Source organism: Nocardia sp. NBC_00881 (assembly GCF_045207455.1).
Taxonomy (GTDB): domain Bacteria; phylum Actinomycetota; class Actinomycetes; order Mycobacteriales; family Mycobacteriaceae; genus Nocardia.
In genome coordinates this window covers 576,168-602,174 of record NZ_CP108798.1, presented here as the reverse complement: position 1 = coordinate 602,174, position 26,007 = coordinate 576,168, and the positions used below count along the sequence as shown (strand labels likewise).

The window sequence follows — 26,007 nt, the reverse complement described above, 5'->3', positions numbered from 1 at the left end:
CTCGATGCCACGAGGCTGGGATGCGCCGACGCTCTGGGCGGCCGAGGATCTGCTGAAATCGCTGTGGGACAACGTCGATCACCCGTGGAAGCCGCCGGGACTGCGCGCCGACGACCTGGATTTCAGCTACGGTGCCGGCACCGTACTCCGCATGGCGGCGTTCCAGCGGCTCGATTCACCACACCGGCCACCGCCTGAATCGTCAACTGCCTGAATCGTCCGAGGGCTGCTTTCGCTTCTTCTTTTTCTTGCGTCGGTTGGCAGAGTTGCCCGCGTCGGAGCGCTTGCCCTTGCTGCCCTTGTGCCGAGCGGGTTGGGTCGCGTCCGGTTGCTGTGAAATGACGATAGGGAAGTTCCGCGGTAAGCGGATGGCTCCCAATCCGGTCGTACGCCCGTGAACCCACTGGCCAAGAGCAGCCATTGCTGAAACGACAGATATCGCGACAGCGAACCACGCGACAGAAGTGAGACTGGCGGTGACGTAGGAAACCTTCCGGAGTCCCGGTACCGGGTAAGTGCCGTTGCCGGAGGCCCAGCGAATCAGCTGCCCGACCTGGGTGCCCAGATCCCGCTGACCTCCGGACCCGACTATGCCGCGCACTGCTTCAGCTTTACCGTTCAGGTGGACCACGGCAGAGACGACGAAAATCGCCATGGCGACCGAGGAACCCACAGCCAAATAGGACAATGCCGCACTGCGTGCTCGTAGATTGATTGCTACCGAGAAGACGGTGACGGTGATGGCGGCGCTGGCAAGGACTGCCCACATACCGTTGATCTGCGCGCCAGGTGGTGGCGCTCCCGACCAGAGAGCCACGAGGGAAGTAGATATTTGAAGCTTCCCGAAGGGGTTGGCCTTGATCCCGCCGTCGGGCCCGTTGCCGGTGAGCCACGGCTCGAACAGCAGGGCAAACGTGAGGATGCTCCCGGCTGCGGCGAACAGATAGCCCCAGTACCCGCGAAGCGAGCCCAGAACCTTCAGGACGATCTCATCGTCGAACTGACGGCGCCAGGAACCGTCTTTTGCGCTACTGGGCGAGCCGGGCTCTCGGTCTGGAGTTCTGCTCGCTTGCCAGGGAGTTGGCTGCACCATTCTCCCAGTTTAGGAGTTGGACAGCGGGCGAGAGCTCGATCCGAACTCACCTCCCGTGGGAAGCTCGCGCTGCGCTTCGGCCGCACCGACGGCGCAGCGGCGCAGATCCTCATCGGTCAGCGGCTGTGGCATCTGGTGCGGCAAGGCCGCTGTGGCTGACATCCGCATGGCTGACATCCGCGAAGGGCGAAGGCCGCTCAGCTGCCCGGGACATCAGCCTCCTGCTATGAAGCTAGCGATGATGGAGCCGTCGGCTTGCCTGCCGCCGAGGACAAAGATCCTGGCTCCTAACGCCACCTCGGACACCCGCGTACCGAAAAACACAAGGACGTTTGTCTTGGCAGTGGTGTGCACGGTGGTCGTGGCACCCCGGATGCCCTCGATCTTCAGCGTTTTACCATCGTTCGCGGTGACCCTGCCGATGGTCGTCATTCCATGTACGACCGCAGGGGCGGGTGGCGCGGTGCTGGCGGGCCTGGCGGGCCGGCTTGTCGATGCCGAAACGGTGGACTCGTTCATGTACAGGCGAGTGCCCGCCAACACGAGAAGGATAAGCGCGACACTGATTCCGACAAGCATGCCGATTCGGGGGTGGGTAGTTGGCGCTGGCGGACTCGGCATTTCGATCTCGGGCGTGTTCGGCCGTGGGGCGCTGCTGCCGAAGCTCGACGGCGACTTCTCGGCGGCGGTGAGTGAAGGTGCCGGATCGCGGGTCTGCCGCGCATCGCGGAACTGCTCGCTGGACCGGCCTTCGGACGGATTCGTCCACGGAGTCCCCTGTTCACCCACAGAGTAAGGGTAAGCCGCCGGCGTCAGGTGACTATCGTCACTGGCGGGAGCATTCGGACAGCCGCCGCCGCACGACGGCGGCGTTCGATAGGTGGCCGACTTCCGCCCTGCGGGCATAGCCGCCGACGGGCACCGCTCGAGGGCCGTCGACGCGAGCGTCTACAACTTGTAACCGATCTGGCGCAGTAGCTGTCTACGGTCCGCCTGATCGTCGGCATTTTCGACGCCCAGCGGCGCGGTCCCGTCAACCACTCCGACGATTCCCCTACCGAGTTCGGTTTCGGCAATCAATACTTCTACGGGATTAGCTGTGGCACAGAAGATTCCGCAGACTTCCGGGACGTGCTTGATCGCATTGAGCACATTGACCGGGTATCCCTCGCGAAGGAAGACGATGAACGAGTGTCCCGCGCCCACCGCGACCGCGTTTTTCGTGGCGAGCTCGGCCAGTTCGTCGTCGTTGCCGGAGTGGCGGACCAGGCACGGCCCGGATGCTTCGCAGAATGCGAGCCCGAACCGCAGGTGGGGACCGACCCCGACCAGCGCCTCGTGCAGGTCCTCGACGGTCTTGATGAAGTGGGCCTGCCCGATGACGACATTGAGATCGTCCGGTTTGTCGATTTGCACGGCTGTCAACTCCACAAGAACATAGTGCGCCTCACCGAACCGGATTCTCAGCACTTCGGCACCGATTCGCGTGGCGAGGACACCATCTGCCCGGACCCGCCGACAGGCGACCGCCAGCTCGGGCTCGCTGAAGCCTTCGCGGCCGGTTAGTCGACCGCGGCGTCGCGGCGTGCCGCGGCGAGCAGGGAATCCAACAGACCGGGGAAGCGGGCGTCGAGATCCTCGCGACGTAACGACAGCAAGAGTTCTCTGCCGGATGGTCGCTGCCAGATGACGCCGGCGTCTCTGAGCACACGCCAGTGATGGGTCAGATTCGACTTGGCTACTTCCGGCAGGACGGACCCGCAATTGTGCTCGCCGCCGTCCGCCAGCACTTGCACGATCCGCAGACGTAGCGGATTTCCCATGGCGGTGAGCACATTCGCCAACTGGATCTGCGTCCGTTCGGGATGTGCCCTGATCACACGACTGAGGATATCTCGACTATTGACATACAGTCGAACTGTACGTGAGTATACGTATTATTCTACTCTCTGAGAGGTCATACCGTGGGTGCTGGCATTTCTCGATTCGACGGCAAGGTTGCGCTCATCACCGGCGGCTCGAGCGGCATGGGACTGGCCACCGCACACCGACTGCTCACCGAAGGCGCACACGTCATCATCACCGGCCGCGACAAAACCCGACTCGACGCCGCCATCGAAAAAATCGACGGCGGCGACCAGATCTGGGCACTACCCGGCGACGTAGCAAACCTCACCGATCTCGATGCCCTGACCGCCGCGATCCACAACCGGCACGGACACCTCGACGTACTCTTCGCCAACGCGGGCATCGCCGCATTCCAACCAACCATCGACATCACCGAAGCCGAATTCGACCACGTCGTCGACACCAACTTCAAAGGCGTCTTCTTCACCATCCAAAAAACCCTCCCCCTACTGACCGACCACGCCGCGATCGTCATCAACGCATCGTGGGCGCTGCACCGCGGCGTGCCCGGCGCCTCCCTCTACTCGGCCACCAAAGCAGCCGTGCACAATCTGGCGCAGACTCTCGCGGCCGAACTGGCGCCCAAAGGAATTCGAGTCAACTCCGTAAGTCCCGGCTACATCGAGACCCCGTCGTACCGCGACAACGTCTCTGCCGAAGCACAAGCCGCGGCCGTCGCCGCGGTGGCTGCCGGTCGCCTCGGCACCTCCGAGGATGTCGCCGACGCGGTCGCTTTTCTGGCTTCCGACGAAGCGTCCTACATCAACGGACAGGATCTCCTGATCGATGGCGGCCTGATCGCCGCCATCCCCGAGCGGATGGTGTAGCTACAGCACCGGGTGTATGTGCACATGATCAGGAGCGCAGCCGGCACGACGGACACGCGGATCTGTTACGCGCGCGGATCGACGGCCTCACCGGCGCCCGACGATGAGGCCGGGTGCCTGCTTACGCGGCTGGCCACCCTGGCCACCCAGTGAAGCCTGGCACGGCAGATCACACGGGCCAACCACTCGACGCCTGCGATCCGCCGGTCGGACGGCAGCGCGGCGCCACACGCCCGACCAAACCATCACGTGATCAACATCCCGTCGAGTTGCCCGCCGCGCGCACCACCGCCGCCAACTACGCCGCAAGCACGGAATTGCTTCGCCCGCAGGCCCATCCGGTCCCATTGTCGCCGCGATACTCCACATACGTGAGGGCGACGCCGTCGTTGCCCGACCCGGTCGACTGCTGGGTCAGGCCGAGCACTTCGATCGAATAGCCGGCTTCGGCCAGCGCCTCGGTGAGCGCCGCGACCGGGCCGACGCCGCGATGCTCGGTGCGGTGGGTGATTCCGTCGACGGTCAAGGTGATCTCGGTGGCCGCCGCGGGGCCGTCGCCGCGGGCGCGCCAGTCCTTCAGATCGATCCGGGGCGTGTCGTCGAAGTAGGTCGCCTCGAACAGATCATAAAGTTCGGCGGCGGTGATCTCCACACCTGTGTCGTCGGCGCGGGCCTGCACATGCTTGGCGAAATCGATCTGCAGGCGGCGCGGCAGGTCGATCCCGTACTCGGCATGCAGCAGGTAGGCGATGCCGCCCTTACCAACTCGGCACAGGCGATACCGGTGCCGCGGTCGTTGTGCGGGTGCACCGACAGAATGACGCTGTCGCGGCGGGCCAGATTGCGGTGCATATACTCGATCTGGTCGGCGTACACGTTCGGGTGGCGACCTCGACCGTTGCGGGCAGGTTGAGGATCACCGGCCGCTGCGCGGTGGCGTCTCACAGCGTGGTCATGCGGTCACAGATCGAGAACGAAGTCGGGTCCGTCAGGTTGAACACCTCGGGCGAGAACTCGAAGCGCACGTTCGGCAGGTCGTCCGTGCATGCCAGCACGTCGCGGCCGCCGGCGAGAATCAGCTCGCGCAGCGCGTCGCGTTCCTTGCGAGCACGGTGTCGCGCCAGGTAGGGGCGGTGGCGGTGTACATATGGATCACCACGTCGTTGCGGATGCCGCGGACCGATTCGACGGTGCGCTCGATGAGGTCGCGCCGCGCAGGGGTGAAGACGACGATCGCGACGTCCTCGGGTGCGAGATCGGTGTCGGCGACGAGGCGCACGAAGTCGAAGTCGGTCTGCGACGCGGACGGGTATCCGACCTCGATCTCCTTGTAGCCCATAGCGATCATGAGTTCGAAGAAGCGCCGCTTGCGCGCCGGGTCCATCGGCTCGGCCAGCGCCTGGTTGCCGTCGCGCAGGTCGACCGGAACCCACAGCGGCGCTCGGGTGAGCCTAGCGTCCGGCCAATGCCGTTGGGTCAGTGGCAGTTCCACGCGGTCGTAGACGTCGCGGTAACGGCGCGAGGGCATCTGCGAATGCCGCTGTCGGTTCCATGCCGGAGCCGCGTCGGGAACAGCACCCGCGGGCGTATCGATGGTGGGGAAAACGGTGTAGGCCATAGGTCTGCTTTCTGGCCGTGCGACGAGATGTGACCGGCCAGGGCAGAGCCCCACGGCAAGGCGGCCGGTCGGTCAGGCCTCGCCGTGGCGGCTGAGCAGAAGTTTGGCACGCCTGATGGTTAGATTATACCTAACTCCTCAGACAAGTAGAGAGGTCGGTGATGATTTCGCAGGTACGGCGCCATCCACTGGCGGCGCAGACGGCCGAGCTACTGCTGGCGCGCATCCGGGCGGGCGAATGGCCGCTCGGTCACCGCCTGCCCGGCGAAACGACACTCGCCGCGCAGCTCGGCGTCGGGCGCTCCACACTGCGCGAGGCGATCCGCGAACTCGCGGGTAAGGGTGTGCTCGACAGCCGTCAGGGCGCGGGCGTCTTCGTCACAGCGCTCGATGCCACCGAGGATTGGGACGTGGTGCTGCGCCGCGCCACCATCGCCTCGGTGATCGAGGCGCGCATCGCCATCGAAGCCGAGGCCGCCGCTCTCGCCGCCCACCGGCGCACCCCAGCCGACCTTCGGGCGATCCGCCGTGCACTAGCCGCCCGCGAGGCGCACGGCGAGCCGGTTGCCGCGCACGTCGACGCGGACATGGCGTTCCACCGGGCGGTCATCATCGCCGCACACAACGACGTGCTGACCCAGTTGTTCGACAGCTTCCTGCCCCGGCTGCGCCTGGCGATGATCGACATGCTGAAGATCCGCCCAGCGCCGTCCGAACTTGCGGACCACGCCGCGCACGAACGACTCGCCGACGCGATCGCCGCCCGAAACCCCATCGCCGCAACGGAATACAGCCGCTCGCACCTTACCTTCCTGAACGAGGCATTCACGTGACCGATGTCCCGGTGCTCGAACTTGGACGTGACGTTCCGCCGCGAAGGCAAGAAGATCATCAACGGCATCTCGCTCACCGTGCGCGCGGGCGAACACTGGGCGCTGCTCGGCCCCAACGGCGCGGGCAAGAGCACCCTGCTCGGCTTCTGCGGCGCGGTCACGTTCCCGACCTCAGGCACCGTGCGCGTGCTCGGCGGACAGCTCGGCCGCGTCGAACTGCAGCGCCTTCGCCGCGGCATCGGACATGTGAACCCGCGCCACCCGCTGCGTTCTCCGCTCACAATCCGGGAGGTCGTGCTGACCGGCATCACCGCGACAATCGACACCCCGATGCGCTGGACACCGACACCGGAAGAGTTCGCCCGCGCCGACGCCGTCATCGATACCGTCGGCCTGACGGGCAAGGCGCACGAAATCTGGCCACGCTGTCCCAGGGGGAGCGCGGGCGCACGCTGATCGCCCGTGCGCTGATCGCCGATCCCGAGCTGCTGCTGTTCGACGAGCCGTCCACCGGTCTGGATGTCGCCGCCCGGGAACAACTGCTGGAGACCATCGATTCGCTCGATCGGACCCACCCCGATGTCGCGTCCGTTCTGGTCACCCACCATCTGGAGGAACTGCCGAGCACAACCACCCACGCGCTGTTGATTGCCGATGGCAACACTGTCGCGACAGGTCCGGCACTGGAGACGGTCACCACCCAGAACGTCACCACCGCCTTCACACATCCGGTCGAGGTCCGCTACGACGACGGGCGCTGGACCGCTCGCGCCGCGCGCAAGCAGACCGCATGGACATTCCGCAACAGGGACTGAGCCGAACTGGTGACCTGGCGTTTTCGGCAACTAGGCTGCGGCGGCACGAAATCTTCGGAAAACTTTCGTGCAGCATGTCGATTCGGGCGGTGGTCGTTCGATGCAGTGGTGTGAGGGTCGGACGATCCTGACGACAACCAATCAAGGATGCCGAGATGCGATGCATGATGCTCATTCACGTGGACCCGACCACCGAGCCGGAGCCGGACGACACACTGTTCGAACAGGTGGGCAAGGTGATCGAGAGATGACCAAGGCGGGGGTGCTGCTGGACACCAACGGCCTACGCCCGATCACCGAAGCCACCAAGATCATCCAGTCCGGCGGCGCGCAGACCGTGCTGGACGGGCCGTTCACCGAGTCCAAAGAGGTTGTGGGCGGGTACTGCATCCTGCAGGTCAAGTCGAAGGAGGAAGCGGTGGAGTGGACCTCGCGTTTTCTCGGCGCGCACGGTCCGGCCCGGCCAAGGATGTCATCCTGCTCGCCGATCAAGACCGCTCGCGCTGGGACCGGCTGTTGATCCGGCGGGGGTTGGCCGCCCTCGGCCGGGGGAACGGCATGGCGCGCAAGCGCGGGGTGCCGCCGGGCCGATACGCGCTCCAGGCCGCGATCGCCGCGGTGCACGCGATGGCGGCGACGCCGGAGGATACCGACTGGCGCCGCATCACGGGCTTGTATGCCGTCCTGGCCCAACGCTTTGCCTCCCCCGTCATAGAACTCAACCGCGCCGTTGCGGTGAGCAGGGTGCACGGGCCGGCGGCGGCGCTGGAACTGGTCGACACGCTCGTCGCCGCGGGCACCCTGGACACCTACCACCTCCGCCACGCCGTTCGCGGCGACCTGCTCGCCCAACTCGGCCGGCACGCGGAGGCGAGCGCCGCATTCACCCGCGCCGCCGAGCTGACCGGCAACAGCGCCGAGCAGGCACTACTGCTCGACCGCGCGGCCGCATGCGCACGGGATGCCGGCCGCAACTGACCCGGCCTGTACCACGGTGGTAACTCCGCTGTCATCGCAACACCGCAATCGCGTGTGAGCATGCAACGAAATCCCACTACCACCAAAGGGAATACGAGCACGTGCGGCAGCCCTATAGAGCAGTACTCCTCACCGGCGACCACCGCCTGCTCGGCTACGTCGAGCCGGGCACGAAACTCACCGAACACGCCGGGATCGGCCACCATCTCGTCCAGGGGATCGAGCGGCTACTCGGAACGCCCGCCCGGGTGGTGTGGGCGGGCCGTGACGCGCCGCCTCAGCATGACGACGAAAACCTCTACGAGACAGCGGCTTCCGTTGCCCCCCTGGCCACACCGGAACACGGCGCCATCGGCAGGTATCTGCTCAACCACGACCGGCGGGCCTTCGTCGACAAGGCGACCGTTCTGGAGAACGAAACCCGCCACCGCATCCACCCACTGCCGCTGCTCACCGCGGAGCCCGTGCCCGCAGCCGACGACCGCCACACCGTCGGCGACCACACCCTCATCGGCTCCTGGGCCCGCGCTCTCATCTCGGTGCGCGACACCGTACCGAACGGATTCGAGCAGCTGAAGTTCGATCTGATCGAGCGCCGGTAGCTCTCGAGTGCGCTGATCCGCCCATCATCTCGTCCAGGCCGCCGATCGTGTCCCCGGCTATCAGCTCGCAGGACATCGGGCCTCAGGCAACCGGCGTGCGACGTGGCATTCAGTCCCCCGGCGGGCCGCTGCGATGCTCGGCCTCGGCGAGGTCCTTCAGCGTCCGCAGTTGCTTGCGCATCATGAGCACGTCACCGAGGGCCAGCGCCACGGCGATCGGTTTCGGTGCGCCACAGCGCATGCGCACCACCAACCTGGTCCCCTTCGCTTCGGGCCGCACCGCGTAGGTGACGCAGATCTTGCCCGCGACCAGCGTGATGTGGCGGCCGAGGAGGAAGGAGACCAGCTGGAATTGGGACATGAACCGTTGTCCCGCTTCGAGTTCGGTGAGCATCGGGTCGCGCCGGTGTGGGCTGCGGCGTCCGAAGTTGTCCAGCAGGTCGTAGCTGTAGGGAGCGACGCGCAATTGGCACAACCAGGCGTAGACGAGCGCGGGCGGGGCGTCGATGCTGATCGCCCGATCGGCCTGCAACCCACCGGGGCGCAGGCCGTCGCACGGCAGTGGCGCCTCACGCTCGGCCTCGGTGGCACCCCACACGGTCCCGGGGATCATGCCGCGGCCGCGATCCGGTGCAGGAGTCGCCGCACCACTATCCGGTGGCCACCCGACCCGATGACCAGCGCCCGATAGATCCTGCCGTGCAGCCCGGGGAAGTCGGCGAAGGACCGCGCACGGACGCGGGTCCGGCTCGGCCCCTCCTCGTCCAGCTCGAAGATCAGCGCGTACTTCGAGAACCAGTGACTGCCTCGCAACGCCAACCGGTGCGGCTCCTCAGCGGAATCCAGGGCGAACCCGCTCGGCGCCGACGAGGGATCAGCCGGGTCCTTGCAAACAACTTTCAGCAATGCCTTCCACGCCCGATCGCGGTTCACGTCCACCGATCTGGCATGCTCGTCTATATAGGGTAAACGCTCCATATAGAAGGAACGTACTAGTACATGGCACCACCCCGCAAGCACCACACCGATGTGATCCTCGACGCAGCACGCACTCTGGTACTCGCCGACGGCCCGCGCGCGGCCAGCGTCGCGGCCATCGCCGAAGCCAGCGGCGCACCGGTCGGCACCCTCTATCACCGCTTCGGCAATCGCGACGGCGTGCTGACCGCAGCCTGGCTGCGCGCGCTGCGGCGCTTCCAGGACCGCACCCTGGCGGCCGCCGAGGACCCGGATCCGGTCGAGGCCGGCGTCGCGATGACGCGCGCCGCCCTGCGGTTCGGACGCGAATTGCCCGACGACGCAAAGCTTCTACTCAACCTGCGCCCCAGTGACTTGCTCGACGCCGGCCCCGACGAGGAGTTTCGCGGCACTCTGGCGCGGATGAATGCGCCACTGATCCATCAGCTGCGCCGCATCGCGAGCGCACTCTTCGGCCGCGACGGCGACCGCGAAATCGACGCGGTCAGCCGCGCCATCGTGGACCTTCCCTACGCCGCGCTGCGCCGCCACGCCCACGCCGAGTCCCTGCCCGACTGGCTCGACGACGACCTAGCCACCGCCGCCCGTACCCTCCTGACCTCTTACCGTCCCTGACGGCGCAGCGGCGCCGGATCAACCGCCGACCAGAGCGGGGGTCAATTCATCGAGGTCGGAGACCACGTGGGCGGCCAGGGCCAGCGCGTCCGGAGCGGGTGGGTACTCCGGTCGGGGGGCGGCGATGACGCGCATGCCCGCGGCATGAGCCGAGCGCAGGCCGTTGCTCGAATCCTCCACGGCGGCGCAGTCGGTGGGCTGCCGGCGCAGGAAGGCCGCGACCGCCTGGTAGACATCGGGCGCGGGCTTGCCACGGTCGACCTCCTCGGTGGAGAAGGTGACGGTGAAGAACTCGATGAGACCCGTCTGCCCGAGCACGGCATCGATCAGGGCGCGCGGCGACGAGCTGGCCAGACCGAGCGGCCATCGTTCGCTGATCCGCTGCACCGCCTCGACCGCGCCGGGCAGCAGCGGAACGGCATTGTCGTAGTGCTCGGACATCCGAGCGACGACGTCACGCGCGACCGTCTCCGGCGGCTCGCGGACCCCTAGTGTGCCGCTGAGATACTCCGACCATTCCTGGGTGCTCATACCCATCAGGCGCTGCTGGGTATCGGGCAGCCAATGGCCGCCCTTCTCGACGACGTAGGCGCGGCGAACCTTCTCCCACACCGGCTCGGAGTCGATCAGTACACCGTCCATGTCGAAGACGACCGCCGTGATACTCATGCGCCCATAGCCTTTCGCCAGCCGATCCGGTCAGTGTCGGGGTGGGTCGACCTCCCACTCCGCCCACGGCCCCTCCGGTGCCACACCCGGAAGGCGAGTTTGCCGATCGCGCCCCAGCCTAGGGGAAACAGCTCGGATCGGCGCGACCCCAGCACCCGCACGGCGAACATCCGACGGGCAACCTATAACGTGTTCTCATGAACGAACAGCAGGCCGGCTCGCTACCGAACGAGGAGCATCACGAGGGCGGGTTCCGGCCGATGACGGAGCTGATCGCCGCGCACGAGGCCGCCCAGGACATCACCCGCGGCGGCCCGCACTACGCTGAATTCATCGAGCAGATCCGCGGTCTGATGGACCGCGCCCGCCTGGCCTGTCCGTCCGACGAACTGGCGGTGGAGGCGATCGGCGTCCTGAAGGAGCTGAACGACAAGCTCGACGACGCAGTGGTGGACGAGTGGTCGACCCCCACCTGGACCCGCTTCGACCTACCCGCACGCGGCAACATCACGCTGCCACCGTTCCTCATCGACCACGCCGACCAAGACGGCGTCGACGCCCGCATCACCTTCCGCACCTTCCACCTCGGCGGCAACAACGCCGCTCACGGCGGTCACGTGGCGATCGGCTTCGACGACCTGCTCGGGATGACCGCCGCAGTGCACACGGGCGCGGTGACCAGAACCGCTTCGCTCACCGTCGACTACCGTGCGATCACCCCGTTGAACACCGAACTGAGGGTGCGCGCCTGGACCGAACGGCGAGAGGGTCGCAAAGTCTACGTCCGCGCCACTCTGCACGACGGCGAGCGCCTGTGCGCGGAAGCCCGCGGATTGTTCATCGTGCTCCAGCCCGGGCAGCCCTGACCTGTCGGAGCGTGTCCGGCGCGGCGATAGTCGGCCCGCACGAGGGTCGCGTTGCGCGGCAAGCAGTTCACGAAGGCTCGAAGAAGTGCACGTCGAGAGTCGATGCCCGGACCTGGAACCCGAAACCTGCGCGCGACGCGGATATGCGCCAGACGCCATGACGGTCCACGTATTCAGACGCTCGCCGGTCGAGTCGCATGACCGGCGAGCACCGAGCCATTACCGCCCCGGGAAATGCGCCTCCCGATACGCGCCGAACCGGGCGTCTACTTGATCGGCGGTGAGCCCGAAATCAGCGAGGGTGTATCGATGCGCCGGACGTGCCGCGCCCGACGTACTCTCCGCGTGCAACGCCGCCATCGCCGAGGTCGCCTCGTCGGTCAGCGGCAGCCCGAAGTGCCGGTAGATCGACTCGACCGTGCCGATCGGATCGGCGACGAAATCGTCGTAATCGACATCGCAGAACTGGGCCGCGTCGTGCCGTGCGCGGTCCGCGAGGAATCGTTCAGCGCCACGCCCCCACAGATCCAGCTGCGCCGCGCCGACCACCGGCCCGCGGAACGTCTCCGACCAGCCCGCCGACGCCTGTTCGTTCAGGCTGCACACCGAGGCGATGATGGTCCGCGGGTCACGGTGCATCTGGATGACCAGCGCATCCGGATAGACCTCGAAGAGGGCGTCCAGCGCGAACAGATGGCTCGGATTCTTCAGCACCCACTGCTTCCCGGCGTCCGGCAGACCGATCAACTGCAGGTTGCGCCGATGTCTGCGGTACGCGGGCGTCCAATTCCGCTGGCGCAGCCATTCGGAGTAGCCGGGTACGTAGGACAGGCACTCGTAGGACACCGACATGGCCGACTGCCGCAGCAACTGCCAGCACTCCTCCACCTGATCGGCCGAGATGTGGTGGACTCCCATGAATTCCGGGTGCTCCACGTGGTGCTTCTCGTAGGCAGCCTCGAGGCGCTGATACATCGGGTCGCTCGCCCAGGTGTCGCGCGGCGGGCGCGGCTGCGGCATCTCGGTGAGCCACATCTCGAGCCCCTGGTGCGCCGGGTCGGCGTTCAGCAGCCGATGCACCGCCGTCGTGCCCGAGCGCGGCAGACCGGTCACGAAGATCGGCCGCTCGATCGCCACGTCGGCATGTTCCGGAAAGCGCTGCCAAGCCGCCTCGCTGAGCAGCCGGGCGATCAGCGCGCCGCGCAGGAAGGCGCGATTCACCTTGTTGCCGATCGGCGTGAGTTCCGCATCTTCGGCATACGACTCGAGCAGTACCTCGAGTCCCTCGCGGTAGTCGTCGGTACCGAAATCGTCCAGTCCGACGACCTTGGTCGCCGAGGCGTGCAGATCGTCGATGGTCCCGACGTCGTCCCTGCCGATCACGTTCATCTCCTCAATGTTCATGCGGGACACCCGCACCCGGTCAAGATCGCGAGCACTGCGCGTTGGCGGCTCACGATGCCCTCCTCAGTGGTGGTATTCGCCGGCGTTGACGTCCAGACACGCTCCAGTGATGGCGCGCGCCATGGCGGACGCGAAGAACACGACCACGTCGGCGATCTCGTCGGGCTCGGGCAGCTTGCGCAAGTCGATGGTCTTCGCGGTCTCGGCGTAGACCTCTTCGGAGGTGATGCCGCGCTGCTCGGCCAGGTAGTTGAAGTACCACTTGAGGTTGTCGGCCCAAATGTATCCGGGCGCAACCGAATTCACCCGGATTCCCTTGGGGCCGAGCTCGGTGGCCAGGCTCTGCGCCAGCGCCAGAAGGCTCGCCTTGGCCATCTTGTAGGGGCCGAAGGTGCGCCGCGAGTGCCGCAGCACCGCCGAGTTGATCATCACCACCGAGCCTTTGGTCTCGGTGAGCGTGGGCACGAACAGTCGGGTCAGCCGTAGCGCGGCCAGCACGTTGGTTTCGAACCCGGCGCGCACCTGATCCAGGTCGACATCGGCGAGATCGACGATGGGCGGGATCGCGAATGCGTTGTTCACCAGCGTGTCGACCTTGCCGAACGCACTCAGTGCGACCTCGACCAGGTTCGCGGCCGCGGCCTCGTCGTTGATGTCGGTCGGCACGACCACAGCACGCCTGCCCAGTTCGGTGATCTCCTTGGCCACCTCGGTCAGCCGCGACTCGGTCCGCGAGGCGAGCACCACATCGGCGCCCGCCTTCGCACTCTGGACCGCTATTGCGCGGCCGAGGCCGGGCCCGACACCGGAGACCACGACAATCTTGTCCTGCAACAACATCAGCCGAGCATCCTTTCCGCGACGGCCGCCTGCCGTGCCGCGATCCGTGCGCGCCATTCTTCAGGCGTGACACGCGCCCGGTCGTAGAACGGCAATCTCTCCGGCAGACCGGCGACCGGTACCACCTCCACGGTCGGGCCGTCGTCAGGCTTCATGTCCCTGGACAACCGCTGCCAGCGGAACTGCAGGTACCCCCTCGCGTGCCCGGTGCGTTCGATCCAGTTGGCCAGACCGGGGTCATGCTCGGCGACCACGAGGCGGATCATCCCGTCCGGGTCCAGGTGTGCCTGGTCGGCGGTGAGGCTGGTCTGGTGGTTGATGTAGTCCAGCGACAGATACCACATGCTGCCGAGCTGGAAGCCCTGGTAGGGCGCGTCGGATTTCGGCACCGTGATGATCATCGCCTGGTCGTCGTCCAGCTCGTAGTGGCCCACCGAGGAGAACTGCGTGGTCAGCCCGCCCGGGGTGGACCTCGGCTCGGTCATCGTGTTCACCGGCAGGTTCAGATAGAACCATTCCGGGAAGGCCAGGAAGGTTTTCAGCCGCGACACCAGCATCTTGCCTGCGACGCCGTATCTCTTGGTGAGCACGTCCTTGGTGAGCGGTGGCGGGGCGGCGCCGATCCGGTCGACCCGCTGGATGCGCAAGGTGCCCGCCTTCTCGATGGCCCAGTCGCTGTGCACCTCACGCACGACCAGCATCTCCGAGTCGGGACTCAGATGCACGTACCCGGGGCGCGCCGCACCGGGACCGAAACGGATCTCGAAGCTCCCGTCCGGGCCGATTTCCAGCTCGCGGTCGTCGAAGGCGGTGAGGCTGTCGGGGACGTCGACCGGCGAGTAATTGCCGTTGAGCACCTGGAAGCTCAGGTCGCGTGTGGTCCCGCGCTTGCCGGTCACCACGTATTCCGCGTCGGGCCGCAGGTAAGAGTGGAAATAGAGGGTGTCGGGGTTGTCCAGGCCCATCTTCGTGTACGGCCCGGTGGACTGCACGAAGAACGGGAAGTCCCGCTCGTAGGCCCACGCCATCTGCAGCGAGGCTCGGATGCTGCCCGCCAGATAGTCGTACCCCTCGACGAGGTCCTGTTCGGTGCGGATGTGCGCGGCTGCGGTGATGATCTGCTCGGCGGCGGCGATGGCGTCCGCGAACGGCTGTGTCAGCAAAAGGCTCTCCGGTGTTCCAAATACGTACCACTCTGGTACATTTCAACAAGAGAAAGATTAGAACGCGTTCTAGGAGTGGTCAATGGTCGGCCGTCGGTCCGCTCCCACCGTGCGGGTGGTTCAGGTACTGGATTTCTTCGTAGAGCAGCGCGGCAAACGCTTCGGGCTCTCCGAGATCGCCCGCGCACTCGACCTGGCCAAGCCGACCTGCCTCGGCATCTTGACCGAGCTGACCGCGGCCGGGTACCTGGTGCGCGATGCCGACTCGCTCACCTACGGCCTCGGGCCCGCGCTGATCGCGGCGGGGCGGGTGGCGCAGGACAGCTTCGCGATTTCGGCACTCGCCCGCGTCGAGCTGGAGAAACTCACCGCGAACTACCGCACGACCTGCACCGCGTCGGCCGTGGTCGGCGAGCAGATCATGGTGCTGGAGAGCACCGGACCCGGCCTGGTCAAGGTCGGCGCGGCCTACCACTTCGCACCGCCGGTCGGCCTGATGTACGTACTCTGGGACACCGACGCGGCCTTCGACGCGTGGCTGGCCAAGCCGCCGGCGGTGCCGTTGCGGCAGGACGAGGCCCGGTTGCGCCAGGTCGTCGCCGAGTGCCGCGCACGCGGTTTCCTGGTGGAGAGTATGACCACCGCTGGTCGCAGGCTGTACTCGCTGCTGGCCGGCGTCGCCGACCGTGATCTACCCGACGGCCTGCGCGAACTGGTCGGCGAGCTGGTCACCAGCCTCGGCGAACGCGTCTACCTGGGGTCGGATCTGCGTCCACGCAAGGAGCACGCCGTGAGCCTGCTCGCCGCGCCGACCTACAGCGGTGACGGCAGGCAGAACATGGTGCTCACCATGTACGTCGGCGCGGCGATCACCGGCGCCGAGATCGCGAGACGGGGCGCGGCACTGGTGGCCGCCGCCGATGCCGTGACGGCGAGTTCGGGCGGATACAAGCCATTGACCAACGACCGAAACGTGTTCTAGTTTTGCGGTGTGAGCCAGTACGCGAAGTCGACGGCGAGCACCTACGAGCTGCCCCATCTGGACGCGCTCGAGGCGGAGTCGGCGCATATATTCCGTGAAGTCGCAGCGACGTTCGAACGTCCGGTGTTGCTGTTCTCCGGCGGCAAGGATTCGGTGGTGATGCTGCATCTGGCGGCCAAGGCCTTCTGGCCTGCGCCGCTGCCGTTCCCGGTGCTGCATATCGACACCGGCCACAACTTCGACGAGGTGATCGCCTACCGCGACGAGACGGTGGCGCGGCTGGGACTGCGCCTGACGGTCGGGCGAGTGCAGGACGACATCGACGCGGGACGGGTGATCGAGGAGACCGGCCCGCGCACCTCCCGCAATCGGCTGCAGACCACGACATTGCTGCGTTCGATCCAGGAGGGATCGTTCGACGCGGTGTTCGGCGGTGCCCGCCGCGACGAGGAGAAGGCCCGCGCCAAGGAGCGGGTGTTCAGCTTCCGCGACGAATACGGCCAATGGGAACCACGCAGCCAGCGCCCCGAGCTGTGGAACCTGTACAACGGCAGGCACCGGACGGGCGAGCACATCCGGGTGTTCCCGCTGTCGAACTGGACCGAGCTGGACATCTGGAGCTACATCGCCGCCGAGGGTATCGAGCTCCCTCCGCTCTACTACGCGCACCGCAGGACGGTGGTGCAACGCGACGGAATGCTGTTGGCGCACACCCGTTTTCTCGAACTCCTCGAAGGCGAGCAGCCCTACGACGCCACCGTTCGATTCCGCACCGTCGGCGACGCGACCTGCACCGGCTGCGTCGAATCCACCGCGGTGACCCCGGCGGAGGTGGTGACCGAGGTCGCCGCAGCACGCGTCACCGAACGCGGCGCCACCCGCGCCGACGACCGCATTTCCGAAGCAGGCATGGAAGACCGCAAGCGAGAAGGCTACTTCTGATGACGACCACACTATTGCGCTTGGCTACCGCGGGCAGCGTCGACGACGGCAAGTCGACCCTGATCGGTCGTCTGCTCTTCGACTCCAAGACCATCTTCACCGACCAGCTCGCCGCGGTGGAACGCACCAGCCGCGACCGCGGCGACGACTACCCCGACCTTGCCCTGCTCACCGACGGCCTGCGCGCCGAACGTGAACAGGGCATCACCATCGATGTTGCGCATCGCTATTTCGCCACGCCGAGACGGAAATTCATCATCGCCGACACCCCGGGGCACATCCAGTACACCCGCAACATGGTGACCGGCGCGTCTACAGCGGATCTCGCGTTGATCCTGGTGGATGCCCGCAAGGGCGTGGTGGAACAGACCCGCCGCCACGCGTTTCTCGCAAGCCTGCTCGGCATCCCACACCTGGTGCTGTGCGTGAACAAGATGGACCTGGTCGGCTGGTCGCAAGAGCGGTACGAGGAGATCCGTGCGGAATTCGCGCGGTTCGCCTCCAAACTCGACGTTTCGGACCTGACTTTCGTCCCGGTGTCGGCGTTGCACGGCGACAACATCGTGCACCGTGGCGCGAGCATGCCGTGGTACGAGGGCACCCCCCTGCTGCACCATCTCGAAGAGGTGCACATCGCCTCGGACCGCAACCTGATCGACGCCCGATTCCCGGTGCAGTACGTGACGCGCAGGCACGCCCAGGATTTCCGCGGTTACGCCGGAACCGTGGCCAGCGGGGTATTCAAGCCGGGCGACGAAGTCGCGGTGTTGCCTTCGGGATTCACCACCACCGTCGAGGCGATCTGGGGGCCGGGCGGCGTTCCGGTCACGGAAGCCTTTCCACCGCAGGCGGTCACCATCCAGCTCGCCGACGAGCTCGACATCTCCCGCGGTGACCTGATCTGCCGCCCGAACAACCGGCCGCACGCCGGCCGCGACCTCGACGCCATGGTGTGCTGGTTCGCCGATGACGCCCAGCTCACTCCTGGCGCGACCTACACGATCCGGCACACCACCCGCACGGCCACCGCCGCGATCCGTACCCTGGACTACCGACTCGATGTGAACACGCTGCATCGCGACGAGGACGCGGAGTCGTTGTCACTCAACGAGATCGGGCGTGTCCAGCTGCGGACGCGCCAACCGCTGCTGTTCGACCCGTATCGCCGCAACCGCGCCACCGGCAGCTTCATCCTGGTAGACGACGCCACCAACAACACCGTCGCAGCGGGCATGATCACCGGTCCGAGCCTGCCATCCTCCCGGGTGGTCTGGCACTCCACGGCGGTCGAACGCGACGAGCGCGCCACGCGGGGCCTGACGGTCTGGCTGACGGGCCTTTCCGGCTCCGGAAAGTCCACGGTCGCAGTGGAGTTGGAGCGCAAATTGGTGGCGGCGGGCCGTCCGGCGTTCCTTCTCGACGGCGACAACCTGCGTCACGGACTCAACTCGGACCTCGGGTTCAGCGCGGACGATCGGAGGGAAAACGTTCGGCGCGTCGGCGAAGTCGCCAGACTGTTCGCCGAAGCCGGTGTGGTGGCGGTCGTTTCACTGATCAGCCCTTATCGGGTCGATCGCGACCGCGCTCGGGCGGCGCATCAGGCGGCAGGAATTCCGTTCGTCGAGGTATTCGTCGACACCCCGCTCGAGGTATGCGAAGCCCGCGACCCCAAGGGCATGTACGCCAAGGCCCGTGCGGGCGAGATCCGTGGCTTCACCGGCATCGACGATCCCTATGAAGCGCCGACGGATGCCGAACTCGTCCTGCGGCCTGACCACGGCGATCCCGCGGCGATGGCCACGACGATCCTCGCAAGGCTGGCCCGGCTGGACTGAACCCACGCACGTCGAACGGGGCAGACGGTGTACCAGCCATGGGCGTCGCCAGAACTGTTCGCGGTTTTGCAGTCCAGAGCGGACAACCGCTACCAACCGGTCGGGCGGTCGTCGACGACGCGTATCCCCTTACCCGGTGACCCGGGCGCGCCGTTACGGGTCGGACACCACGGGCATGCGGAGATAAGCGATGATGACACAGGAACTCCTGGTACAGCGACGATTTCAGCAATCGCTGCGCTACGAGGAGTTCACTCGAATCTCGGAGTCCACGGCGACAGCCCGGGTTCTCAGAAGAGACTAGAACGACCAGATCCTGGAGAAGGAGGCCCGATGCTGACGCTGGCCGAAGAATTTCTGCTGCTCGCCCTGGATGACGACACCGGCAGAAAGTCGGTGGACAGCACCAGGATGGACGCCGCCGTAGCCGGCGCCGCCATTGTTGAGCTCACCCTCGAGGGTGCCCTTCGGCTGACCGAACAGGGCGACCCCGATCACAAACCGGGCAGGCTTGTCGCCACCGACAGGCAGCCGCCTGACCAGCGGCTGGCGAAGCTCGTCGCCCTCGCAGACAGCCGCAAACCCAAGGACGCCATCGGCAAGGTTGCGGGGTTCGGCGGTTGGCACAGTCGCGCAAGGAATCTCCAGGAAGCGCTACTGAAAGATCTCGCCGCCGCCGGCTATCTCACCGAGGCCAAAAGCAAAGTACTCGGCGTCTTCCCGACCACTGTGTGGATGCAAGCGAACCCAGCCTTCGAAGCCGAGATCCTCCAACGAGTCCGTGGCGTCATCGTCGACGACCGCGAGATCGACGACCGTACTGCGGCGCTGATCTCGATCCTGCACGCCATCGATCTATTGCCTAAGCTCCTCCCCGACATCGACAAGCGAACCGTCAAGCGACGCGGCAAACAGATCAGCGACAGCGAATGGGGCGGACCGGCAGTACGCAAGGCCGTTCAGCAAGTCCAAGCCGTTACCATCGCCATCATCGTCAGCACAACCTCAGCCGTCACCAGCAACTGACCGCTGCCGCGAGCCGAGAGCATCGTCGCAATCCGACACTGATCGCTCCGCGCACAGTACGTTTGGGCCACATTGGGGCGCGTCCAGATCGCGAGCTGCCCTGGCGCGATGGCTTGGCGCGACTATCCGCGCGTAGTTCGGGCCATAGCATGTGCGGACACTTCGTCGAGTGCCGGCCACCTTCCGTTGACATACCTTTGTCTTCAAATTATCTTTGATTACAAATACAGTCGAGTGGTGGAGGTTATCGTTCTATGCCCGGTTGGAAAGCCCCGAGATCCAAGGCTGAGCGCGATCCGGCTGTTGTCGGCTACCAGCGCAACACCGAACGGGTCGGCCCGGGCATCGCCCTGCTGCCCGGCGACGTTCGCGTGGACCTGTGATGAGAGAAAAAGAGATTGCACTGGTCACGGGCACCAACAAGGGGTTGGGACGGGAGATCGCGCGCAGGCTGGCCGCGATGGGGATGACGGTGCTGGCGACGGCACGCGACGAACCGCGCGGCAGATCGGCTGTCGCCGAACTGGCAGCTGGTGGAGCCGAGGTGCGGTTCGCTGTGCTGGACGTCACCGATACGGACTCTGCCGCCGCTGTGGCGCGCCGAATCGGTGCGGAGTACGGCCGACTCGATGTGCTGGTCAACAACGCCGGTGTCGCTGCGGGAGCCGGGCACACAGCCGAGGAAATGCGCCGCCTCTACGAGACCAACGTCTTCGGGGTGGTCACGGTGACCAACGCGCTGCTGCCGTTGCTGCGGCGCGCACCGACCGCTCGGATCGTCAATATGTCCAGCACCATGGGCTCCCTGGCGTTGCACGCCGGCCCGAACAGCCCCGGGCTGGACCTGTCGCACCTGGCCTATTCTTCGTCGAAGACCGCGCTGAACGCGGTTACGCTCCTGTACGCCAATCACCTACGCGCGGACAGGATCAAAGTCAACGCTGTCTGTCCCGGCTACGTCGCGACCGACCTAAACCAGCACAGCGGAATCCGCACCGTCGAGCAAGGCGCCGAGATCGCCGTGCGTTTGGCGACCCTCGACACCGACGGTCCTACAGGCACTTTCGTAGACGACAACGGCGCCGTCGCGTGGTAACGATCGATTTGAGGAGAGCAGAGATGGCCAACTCGGCGACAACGAAAAATCGCATCCTCATGATCGGGCTGCACCCGACCACCGTGGACTACAGCCGCTTCCCGGGTCTCGACGAAGCGACCTTCACACAACGGATCGAAGCCGGAAACCGGGCCATCGACGAAGCGGGATTCGACGCGGTGTCTTGTCTGATCGGCACGTCGCCGGACGAGGCCGAATCGACAATCCGCGGCCAGCTGGCGGCCGACTCGTTCGCGCTGGCCATGGTCGGCGCAGGCATACGCACTCTGCCGGAATACACCCTGTTGTTCGAACGAATCATCAACGTACTGGGCGCTGCCGCACCCGGTATCCAACTCTGCTTCAACACCTCGCCCGAAACAACCATCGACGCACTGCGCCGATGGGTCCGACCATTGGGCGACACACCGCAGCGATGATCGCGACCGTCATCGCGCCGCTGACCAGATCGGGCAATCGCGCTGCGGCCCACTGCGGGCAGCGTTCAAGCCTGCGAACAAATCAGCAGGACACACCGCCGAACGCGCCAGGCAGCTGGCGGACCGCGCCGGGATCACCCGCGATGAACCCGCCGGTCGCCCCGCCCGGCCGACCGTGCGGAGCACTTCCAGCCGGACCCCCCGGGAACAGGACGTGCTTCGACTGGTCGCCAAGAACTGAGTAATCGTAAAATCGCGACCGAGCTGTTCATCAGCGGCAAACACCGCAGGGTGCATATCTCGCGCATCCTCCGCCGAGCCGAGCGTGGCCACCCGCACCGAAGCCGCCGCGACCGCACGGCCTGCTGGCTCGAACGGCGTGATGCCATGGCCGGCGATCCGATCGCGCCACCCTAAGATACAGTGAGTAGAAGATGTCTCGAAAGGACGGGCTGATGCGGTCGACCTTGCTGTCCCGGCGTGATCTCGATTTCCTGCTCTACGAGTGGCTGGACGTCGAGGAGCTCACCAAACGCGAACGGTACACCGAGCACTCGCGGGAGACCTTCGACGCCGTGCTGGACCTCAGCGAACAGCTGGCCACCAAGTACTTCGCGCCGCACAACAAACTCAACGACGCCAACGAGCCGACCTTCGACGGCGAACGCGTCACCATCATCCCCGAGGTGGGCCAGGCACTCGCCGCGTTCGCCAAATCTGGAATGCCTTCGGCCACAATGGATCATGAGCTCGGCGGCGCGCAACTGCCGGCGACCGTCGCACAGGCGGGCTACGCCTGGTTCCAGGCGGCCAACCCGGGCACCGCGGGCTACCCGTTCCTTACCGCGGCCAACGCGAATCTGCTTGTCGCCCATGGCGGTCCGGAGTATGTCGAGAAGTTCGTCCGGCCCATGTTGGCCGGACGGTTCTTCGGCACGATGTGCCTCTCGGAGCCGCAGGCGGGTTCGTCGCTCGCCGACATCGTCACCCGTGCCGAGCCGCAGGACGATGGCACCTATCGGCTGTTCGGCACCAAGATGTGGATCTCCGGCGGTGATCACGAACTCGGCGAGAACATCGTGCACCTGGTACTCGCGAAGATCCCCGGCGGGCCCGCGGGCACCAAGGGCATCTCGCTGTTCGTGGTACCCCGGTTCCTGGTCGGCGACGATGGCGCGATCGGCGAGCGCAACGACGTCGCACTGGCCGGGATCAACCACAAGATGGGCTTCCGCGGCACGGTGAACACCGTGCTGAACTTCGGCGAGGGCCGCTGGACACCCGGCGACGCGCCAGGCGCCATCGGTTACCTGATCGGCGAGCCGCATCGCGGGCTGAGCTACATGTTCCACATGATGAACGAGGCGCGGATCGGCGTCGGCCTGGTCGCCACCGCGCTCGGCTACACCGGCTACCTCGAGTCGCTCGACTACGCGCGAACCCGCACGCAGGGACGGGCTAAACTACCCGCCGATCCCGCCGCGCCGCAGCGGCCGATCATCGAGCACACCGATGTGAAGCGAATGCTCTTGGCACAGAAGGCGTACGCGGAAGGCGCCCTGGCGCTGGTGCTCTACTGTGCGCGACTGGTCGACGAACAGCACACCGCGCACACCGAGGAGGACCGCCGCGCGGTTACCCTCCTGCTGGACATCCTCACGCCGATCGCCAAGAGCTGGCCCTCGCAGTGGTGCCTGGAGGCAAACAACCTCGCCATCCAGGTGCTCGGCGGCTACGGTTACACCCGCGAGTACAACGTCGAGCAGCACTACCGGGACAACCGGCTCAACCCGATCCATGAGGGCACACACGGTATCCAGGGCCTGGATCTACTGGGGCGCAAGGTAACCCAACAAGGCGGCGCCAGCTTGCTCGCACTCGGCGAGCGGATCGGCGCCACTATCGAAGCCGCCGGCGCCGCGGGCAGCGAGGCGGGCGAGCTTGCCGCCCAGCTGGATTCGGCGTGGCAGCGGCTGGTCGAGGTGACCACGAGACTGTTCGCATCCGGCGACATCGAGGCCGCACTGGCCAACAGTTCGGTATACCTGGAGACGTTCGGGCACATCGTGCTGGCCTGGATCTGGCTCGAGCAGTTCCTCGCCGCCGCCGACCGTTCCGGCGATTTCTACGAGGGGAAGCGGCATGCGGCGCGTTTCTTCTATGGCTTCGAATTGCCCAAGACCGCACCAGCACTGGACCTGCTCGCCCGTCTGGACACGACTACCCTGCGGATGCGGGACGAATGGTTCTGAGCACCAGTTCGATACAGAATTCGTACGATGTACCATTCCCCGGTGACCGATTCCAGCCAGCCGACCACCCGACCTCCCGGCCGACCGGCCTCGGCGACCAGGGAACAGGTCATCGAGCTCGCCCGGCAGGCATTCCTGTCCGGCGAACGCGTGGATATCCAGGCGATCGCCGGGCAACTCGGGCTCAGCCGCGCCTCGATCTACCGTTGGTTCGGCTCCCGCGACGGCGTGCTCGGCACGGTCCTCGCCGGTGAATTCGAGGCGCTGCTCACCCGCGCGGACGCGCGCCGCCGCTCCACCGGCGCCCGGCGCATCCTGGACGTGCTATACCGGGTCAACCGCTGGATGGCCGACAACGAACCGTTTCGCCGCTACTTCGAAAACGAGCCGCTGTCGGGTCTGCGCATCCTGACCGCTAGCGACGGACCGGTGCAGCCGCTGGTCGTCACCACCGTCCGGGCGCTGATCGCCCGCGCCGAGCGGGAGGACGGCTACCTTCCGCCCATAGAACCGGCACTGTTGGCCTATGCGTTGGTCCGGCTCGGCGAGGCGTTCCTCTACAACGACAACGTCGCCGGCATTCGCGGCGACATCGATCGACTGCACGAGGTGCAGGCGGCACTGCTCGGCATCCCTGAGGCCATCGCCCCGCGACCCAGCCGCTAGCTCGACTCTGTCGGTGATCTTGTTTGCGAGAGCGGTCAGTGGCTGACTGCCCGCCAGGAAAGCGGCCGTGAGAGCCCGTGCCGATCCAGGAAGTCCTGGAAGGCCGTCGGCGATCGAGACGGACGTAGTGGCAGTGACGGTGATTGCCTGCTGAGTCGTTCGACGTTCACGGCGATGGCGGTGAGTACATGCTGGACATGGGCCTTGCCCTCGCCGCGGTAGCGGCATTGCCTCATGCCGTGCCCGTTCGCGAATTCGCAGACGGTGCCCTCGATTCCGGAACACACGGCATACCGCTGCCGCCAGGCGGTGTCCTGTTGCTCGGCCCGGGCTCATACTTGCAGGTCGAGGAGTTCTCGCGGGCGGCCCGCTCCATATGGACCACCGAGGTGTAGCCGCCGTCGACCAGGTGCTCGTCAGGCAGCAGGCCACGACGCTGCAGCCGGGAATGGATCCCGGCCAGGGACGTGGAGTCGTGGGCGGTTGCCGGGGCCGTGGCCACGTCGGTAATCACGTTGGTGCCCTGGGCCGCGCATGTCTCGGTCAGGTGGACCAAGAACCCCTTCCACCTGGTGACCTGTCCTCGGCGCGCGTAGCGGGCCTGGATGTCGTTGGGAGAAACGATCGCCACTGCCGACGGTGGCAGACCGCCGTCGTCGGTCCGCCAGCGAAGGCGGCCCTTGTCGTCGTGGTGGTAGTTCTGCAGGACGATCTGTCGCAGGACCTGGGGGCCGGACAGATAGTTCGGCCCGTGCTGTCGCAAATGCTCGAACATCCGATAGGCGTCCTCGCCGGCGGCGAGGATCCTGGTCTTGGGGCGGGTGGGGTTGCGGCCCAGGCGCACTGGGCGGCCGTAGCGGCGTCCCCATTCCTCGTCAACAAGGCCGGTCAGGATGTGCGGGGCAGTACGGGCGAGTTCTTCGAGTGCGGCGCGCACAGCCCCGGTGATCAGCTCGAGCCGGGTCAGGTCGCGTACCGCGGCCAACACGTGGGTGGAATCGGTGCGCTGGGTGGCGCGCTCGCACACCAGTCCGGCGTCGGTGAGCCGGGCCAGAGCAAGATCGAGCAAGCGGTCGGCGCGGTCGCCTTCGGCGAGCCGGTCGCGGAAATCGCTCAGCACGCTGTGGTGGAAACCAGGGTCGTCCAACTCCAAGCCGAGCGCGTACTTGAAGTCGATGCGGCAGCGCACGGCCTCGGCCACCTGCCGGTCGGACACGTCCAGCACGTACTGCACCACGCACACGGTGGCCAGCTGGGCCGGGGACAGACCCGGCCGCCCATCGCGTGGATACCAATCGGCGAAATAATCGTTGCTCCACAGATTTTCGAGCCGGTCGCGTATCCACATCGCCGTGGTGCCCCGGGGATTACTGGCGCGGGCCACCCGCACAGTCAGCGGCGGAACCGTCTTGGCCAGTCCAGATCCGAGTGACATTCACCTATTCCTTCGAGGACGCAATGCTTTTCGCGCCTCGCAGTGTGGCAGCCCATCAACTGCTACGTGTGCCGAATTCCAAGATCACCGACAGAGTCACGCTAGTGACCCGAGTCGTCAATTC

Annotated in this window: 29 protein-coding genes and 2 pseudogenes; 18 read left to right on the top strand and 13 right to left on the bottom strand. The window is 66.2% G+C overall.

Features of this window, described 5'->3' with window-relative positions; all coding sequences use genetic code 11:
- Positions 1-4: 4 nt before the first annotated feature.
- Positions 5-214, top strand: coding sequence for a hypothetical protein (locus tag OH799_RS02225; protein ID WP_406274997.1), 210 nt, complete (start codon positions 5-7; stop codon positions 212-214).
- On the opposite strand, the gene OH799_RS02220 is transcribed toward OH799_RS02225, so the two are convergent.
- From OH799_RS02220 to OH799_RS02205, 4 genes are all read right to left on the bottom strand, one after another.
- Positions 203-1,093 carry a hypothetical protein gene (locus OH799_RS02220; protein ID WP_406274994.1) on the bottom strand — a complete coding sequence of 297 codons (891 nt, stop codon included), beginning with the start codon at positions 1,091-1,093 and terminating at the stop codon, positions 203-205. The genes OH799_RS02225 and OH799_RS02220 overlap by 12 nt on opposite strands.
- Positions 1,094-1,306: 213 nt before the next feature.
- Positions 1,307-1,882, bottom strand: coding sequence for a hypothetical protein (locus tag OH799_RS02215; protein ID WP_406274991.1), 576 nt, complete (start codon positions 1,880-1,882; stop codon positions 1,307-1,309).
- Between the two features lie 159 nt (positions 1,883-2,041).
- Positions 2,042-2,524 (bottom strand): adenosine-specific kinase, encoded by a 483-nt coding sequence (locus OH799_RS02210; RefSeq protein WP_406274989.1) that lies wholly within the window; start codon positions 2,522-2,524, stop codon positions 2,042-2,044.
- A 131-nt stretch (positions 2,525-2,655) separates the two neighbouring features.
- Positions 2,656-2,973, bottom strand: a complete 318-nt coding sequence (locus tag OH799_RS02205) for an ArsR/SmtB family transcription factor (RefSeq protein ID WP_406274986.1) — start codon at positions 2,971-2,973, stop codon at positions 2,656-2,658.
- Positions 2,974-3,057: 84 nt separating this feature from the next.
- Between OH799_RS02205 and OH799_RS02200 the strand changes: the two genes are divergently transcribed.
- Positions 3,058-3,828 (top strand): SDR family NAD(P)-dependent oxidoreductase, encoded by a 771-nt coding sequence (locus OH799_RS02200; protein ID WP_406274983.1) that lies wholly within the window; start codon positions 3,058-3,060, stop codon positions 3,826-3,828.
- A 298-nt stretch (positions 3,829-4,126) separates the two neighbouring features.
- Here OH799_RS02200 and OH799_RS02195 read toward each other — a convergent pair.
- Positions 4,127-5,356: pseudogene (locus OH799_RS02195) on the bottom strand (alpha-isopropylmalate synthase regulatory domain-containing protein).
- A gap of 251 nt (positions 5,357-5,607) precedes the next feature.
- Between OH799_RS02195 and OH799_RS02190 the strand changes: the two are divergent.
- The 5 genes and pseudogenes from OH799_RS02190 to OH799_RS02170 all read left to right on the top strand — a co-directional run bounded on the left by OH799_RS02190 (position 5,608) and on the right by OH799_RS02170 (position 8,674).
- Positions 5,608-6,279, top strand: a complete 672-nt coding sequence (locus OH799_RS02190; protein ID WP_406274980.1) for a FadR/GntR family transcriptional regulator — start codon at positions 5,608-5,610, stop codon at positions 6,277-6,279.
- Positions 6,276-7,094: pseudogene (locus OH799_RS02185) on the top strand (ABC transporter ATP-binding protein). Before OH799_RS02190 ends, OH799_RS02185 begins: the two are co-directional and overlap by 4 nt.
- Before the next feature lie 100 nt (positions 7,095-7,194).
- Positions 7,195-7,614, top strand: coding sequence for a YciI family protein (locus OH799_RS02180; RefSeq protein WP_406274977.1), 420 nt, complete (start codon positions 7,195-7,197; stop codon positions 7,612-7,614).
- Complete coding sequence (locus tag OH799_RS02175; protein WP_406274972.1) at positions 7,518-8,072, top strand: DUF6596 domain-containing protein; 555 nt, start codon at positions 7,518-7,520, stop codon at positions 8,070-8,072. Before OH799_RS02180 ends, OH799_RS02175 begins: the two co-directional genes overlap by 97 nt.
- A gap of 101 nt (positions 8,073-8,173) precedes the next feature.
- Complete coding sequence (locus tag OH799_RS02170) at positions 8,174-8,674, top strand: hypothetical protein (protein ID WP_406274969.1); 501 nt, start codon at positions 8,174-8,176, stop codon at positions 8,672-8,674.
- Positions 8,675-8,783: 109 nt separating this feature from the next.
- Here OH799_RS02170 and OH799_RS02165 read toward each other — a convergent pair whose 3' ends face one another.
- Together OH799_RS02165 and OH799_RS02160 are read right to left on the bottom strand one after the other, a co-directional pair.
- Entirely contained in the window at positions 8,784-9,287 is a 504-nt protein-coding gene (locus tag OH799_RS02165) for a hypothetical protein (RefSeq protein WP_406274966.1), read from the bottom strand.
- Positions 9,284-9,613, bottom strand: a complete 330-nt coding sequence (locus OH799_RS02160) for a hypothetical protein (RefSeq protein ID WP_406274963.1) — start codon at positions 9,611-9,613, stop codon at positions 9,284-9,286. Before OH799_RS02160 ends, OH799_RS02165 begins: the two co-directional genes overlap by 4 nt.
- Positions 9,614-9,673: 60 nt before the next feature.
- Here OH799_RS02160 and OH799_RS02155 point away from each other — a divergent pair, with 60 nt between their 5' ends.
- Positions 9,674-10,267, top strand: a complete 594-nt coding sequence (locus tag OH799_RS02155; RefSeq protein WP_406274961.1) for a TetR/AcrR family transcriptional regulator — start codon at positions 9,674-9,676, stop codon at positions 10,265-10,267.
- 18 nt (positions 10,268-10,285) lie between these two features.
- Here OH799_RS02155 and OH799_RS02150 read toward each other — a convergent pair whose 3' ends face one another.
- Positions 10,286-10,936, bottom strand: a complete 651-nt coding sequence (locus OH799_RS02150) for an HAD family hydrolase (RefSeq protein ID WP_406274958.1) — start codon at positions 10,934-10,936, stop codon at positions 10,286-10,288.
- 197 nt (positions 10,937-11,133) lie between these two features.
- Between OH799_RS02150 and OH799_RS02145 the strand changes: the two genes are divergently transcribed.
- On the top strand, positions 11,134-11,802 hold the full coding sequence (locus OH799_RS02145) for a PaaI family thioesterase (RefSeq protein WP_406274955.1): 669 nt from the start codon (positions 11,134-11,136) through the stop codon (positions 11,800-11,802).
- Positions 11,803-12,021: 219 nt separating this feature from the next.
- On the opposite strand, the gene OH799_RS02140 is transcribed toward OH799_RS02145, so the two are convergent.
- The 3 genes from OH799_RS02140 to OH799_RS02130 form a co-directional block, all read right to left on the bottom strand.
- A complete protein-coding gene (locus OH799_RS02140) occupies positions 12,022-13,206 on the bottom strand; it encodes a sulfotransferase family protein (RefSeq protein ID WP_406274952.1) in 1,185 nt (394 codons plus the stop codon).
- A gap of 63 nt (positions 13,207-13,269) precedes the next feature.
- Positions 13,270-14,046, bottom strand: coding sequence for an SDR family oxidoreductase (locus OH799_RS02135; protein ID WP_406274949.1), 777 nt, complete (start codon positions 14,044-14,046; stop codon positions 13,270-13,272).
- Positions 14,046-15,209 (bottom strand): hypothetical protein, encoded by a 1,164-nt coding sequence (locus OH799_RS02130; protein WP_406274946.1) that lies wholly within the window; start codon positions 15,207-15,209, stop codon positions 14,046-14,048. The genes OH799_RS02135 and OH799_RS02130 overlap by 1 nt, the downstream gene beginning before the upstream one ends.
- 82 nt (positions 15,210-15,291) lie before the next feature.
- Here OH799_RS02130 and OH799_RS02125 point away from each other — a divergent pair, with 82 nt between their 5' ends.
- The 9 genes from OH799_RS02125 to OH799_RS02085 all read left to right on the top strand — a co-directional run bounded on the left by OH799_RS02125 (position 15,292) and on the right by OH799_RS02085 (position 24,448).
- Complete coding sequence (locus tag OH799_RS02125; RefSeq protein ID WP_406274943.1) at positions 15,292-16,191, top strand: helix-turn-helix domain-containing protein; 900 nt, start codon at positions 15,292-15,294, stop codon at positions 16,189-16,191.
- Between the two features lie 9 nt (positions 16,192-16,200).
- Positions 16,201-17,133: a sulfate adenylyltransferase subunit CysD gene (gene cysD / locus OH799_RS02120; RefSeq protein WP_406274940.1), complete on the top strand. Its 933-nt coding sequence runs from the start codon at positions 16,201-16,203 to the stop codon at positions 17,131-17,133.
- Positions 17,133-18,968, top strand: coding sequence for an adenylyl-sulfate kinase (gene cysC / locus OH799_RS02115; protein ID WP_406274937.1), 1,836 nt, complete (start codon positions 17,133-17,135; stop codon positions 18,966-18,968). The genes cysD and cysC overlap by 1 nt, the downstream gene beginning before the upstream one ends.
- 333 nt (positions 18,969-19,301) lie before the next feature.
- Entirely contained in the window at positions 19,302-19,994 is a 693-nt protein-coding gene (locus tag OH799_RS02110; RefSeq protein WP_406274934.1) for a GPP34 family phosphoprotein, read from the top strand.
- A 254-nt stretch (positions 19,995-20,248) separates the two neighbouring features.
- Positions 20,249-20,377, top strand: a complete 129-nt coding sequence (locus OH799_RS02105; protein WP_406274931.1) for a hypothetical protein — start codon at positions 20,249-20,251, stop codon at positions 20,375-20,377.
- Positions 20,377-21,090 carry an SDR family oxidoreductase gene (locus tag OH799_RS02100; protein ID WP_406274928.1) on the top strand — a complete coding sequence of 238 codons (714 nt, stop codon included), beginning with the start codon at positions 20,377-20,379 and terminating at the stop codon, positions 21,088-21,090. Before OH799_RS02105 ends, OH799_RS02100 begins: the two co-directional genes overlap by 1 nt.
- 23 nt (positions 21,091-21,113) lie before the next feature.
- Positions 21,114-21,530: a hypothetical protein gene (locus OH799_RS02095; protein ID WP_406274925.1), complete on the top strand. Its 417-nt coding sequence runs from the start codon at positions 21,114-21,116 to the stop codon at positions 21,528-21,530.
- A 455-nt stretch (positions 21,531-21,985) separates the two neighbouring features.
- Complete coding sequence (locus OH799_RS02090) at positions 21,986-23,782, top strand: acyl-CoA dehydrogenase (protein ID WP_406274922.1); 1,797 nt, start codon at positions 21,986-21,988, stop codon at positions 23,780-23,782.
- Positions 23,783-23,824: 42 nt separating this feature from the next.
- Positions 23,825-24,448, top strand: coding sequence for a QsdR family transcriptional regulator (locus OH799_RS02085; protein WP_406274919.1), 624 nt, complete (start codon positions 23,825-23,827; stop codon positions 24,446-24,448).
- 35 nt (positions 24,449-24,483) lie between these two features.
- Here OH799_RS02085 and OH799_RS02080 read toward each other — a convergent pair whose 3' ends face one another.
- Both OH799_RS02080 and OH799_RS02075 read right to left on the bottom strand, forming a co-directional pair.
- Positions 24,484-24,735: a transposase gene (locus tag OH799_RS02080; RefSeq protein WP_406274916.1), complete on the bottom strand. Its 252-nt coding sequence runs from the start codon at positions 24,733-24,735 to the stop codon at positions 24,484-24,486.
- On the bottom strand, positions 24,681-25,883 hold the full coding sequence (locus OH799_RS02075; protein WP_406274914.1) for a transposase: 1,203 nt from the start codon (positions 25,881-25,883) through the stop codon (positions 24,681-24,683). Before OH799_RS02075 ends, OH799_RS02080 begins: the two co-directional genes overlap by 55 nt.
- Positions 25,884-26,007 lie beyond the last annotated feature (124 nt).

Excerpts from the sequence above, each read along its gene's own strand:
- OH799_RS02225 (WP_406274997.1), top strand. The coding sequence starts at position 5 with ATGCCACGAGGCTGGGATGCGCCGACGCTCTGGGCGGCCGAGGATCTG.
- OH799_RS02220 (WP_406274994.1), bottom strand. The coding sequence starts at position 1,093 with ATGGTGCAGCCAACTCCCTGGCAAGCGAGCAGAACTCCAGACCGAGAG.
- OH799_RS02190 (WP_406274980.1), top strand. The coding sequence starts at position 5,608 with ATGATTTCGCAGGTACGGCGCCATCCACTGGCGGCGCAGACGGCCGAG.
- OH799_RS02180 (WP_406274977.1), top strand. The coding sequence starts at position 7,195 with ATGCAGTGGTGTGAGGGTCGGACGATCCTGACGACAACCAATCAAGGA.
- OH799_RS02165 (WP_406274966.1), bottom strand. The coding sequence starts at position 9,287 with ATGATCCCCGGGACCGTGTGGGGTGCCACCGAGGCCGAGCGTGAGGCG.
- OH799_RS02155 (WP_406274961.1), top strand. The coding sequence starts at position 9,674 with ATGGCACCACCCCGCAAGCACCACACCGATGTGATCCTCGACGCAGCA.
- OH799_RS02150 (WP_406274958.1), bottom strand. The coding sequence starts at position 10,936 with ATGAGTATCACGGCGGTCGTCTTCGACATGGACGGTGTACTGATCGAC.
- OH799_RS02145 (WP_406274955.1), top strand. The coding sequence starts at position 11,134 with ATGAACGAACAGCAGGCCGGCTCGCTACCGAACGAGGAGCATCACGAG.
- OH799_RS02140 (WP_406274952.1), bottom strand. The coding sequence starts at position 13,206 with ATGAACATTGAGGAGATGAACGTGATCGGCAGGGACGACGTCGGGACC.
- OH799_RS02135 (WP_406274949.1), bottom strand. The coding sequence starts at position 14,046 with ATGTTGTTGCAGGACAAGATTGTCGTGGTCTCCGGTGTCGGGCCCGGC.
- OH799_RS02125 (WP_406274943.1), top strand. The coding sequence starts at position 15,292 with ATGGTCGGCCGTCGGTCCGCTCCCACCGTGCGGGTGGTTCAGGTACTG.
- cysC (WP_406274937.1), top strand. The coding sequence starts at position 17,133 with ATGACGACCACACTATTGCGCTTGGCTACCGCGGGCAGCGTCGACGAC.
- OH799_RS02110 (WP_406274934.1), top strand. The coding sequence starts at position 19,302 with ATGCTGACGCTGGCCGAAGAATTTCTGCTGCTCGCCCTGGATGACGAC.
- OH799_RS02105 (WP_406274931.1), top strand. The coding sequence starts at position 20,249 with ATGCCCGGTTGGAAAGCCCCGAGATCCAAGGCTGAGCGCGATCCGGCT.
- OH799_RS02100 (WP_406274928.1), top strand. The coding sequence starts at position 20,377 with ATGAGAGAAAAAGAGATTGCACTGGTCACGGGCACCAACAAGGGGTTG.
- OH799_RS02095 (WP_406274925.1), top strand. The coding sequence starts at position 21,114 with ATGGCCAACTCGGCGACAACGAAAAATCGCATCCTCATGATCGGGCTG.
- OH799_RS02090 (WP_406274922.1), top strand. The coding sequence starts at position 21,986 with ATGCGGTCGACCTTGCTGTCCCGGCGTGATCTCGATTTCCTGCTCTAC.
- OH799_RS02075 (WP_406274914.1), bottom strand. The coding sequence starts at position 25,883 with ATGTCACTCGGATCTGGACTGGCCAAGACGGTTCCGCCGCTGACTGTG.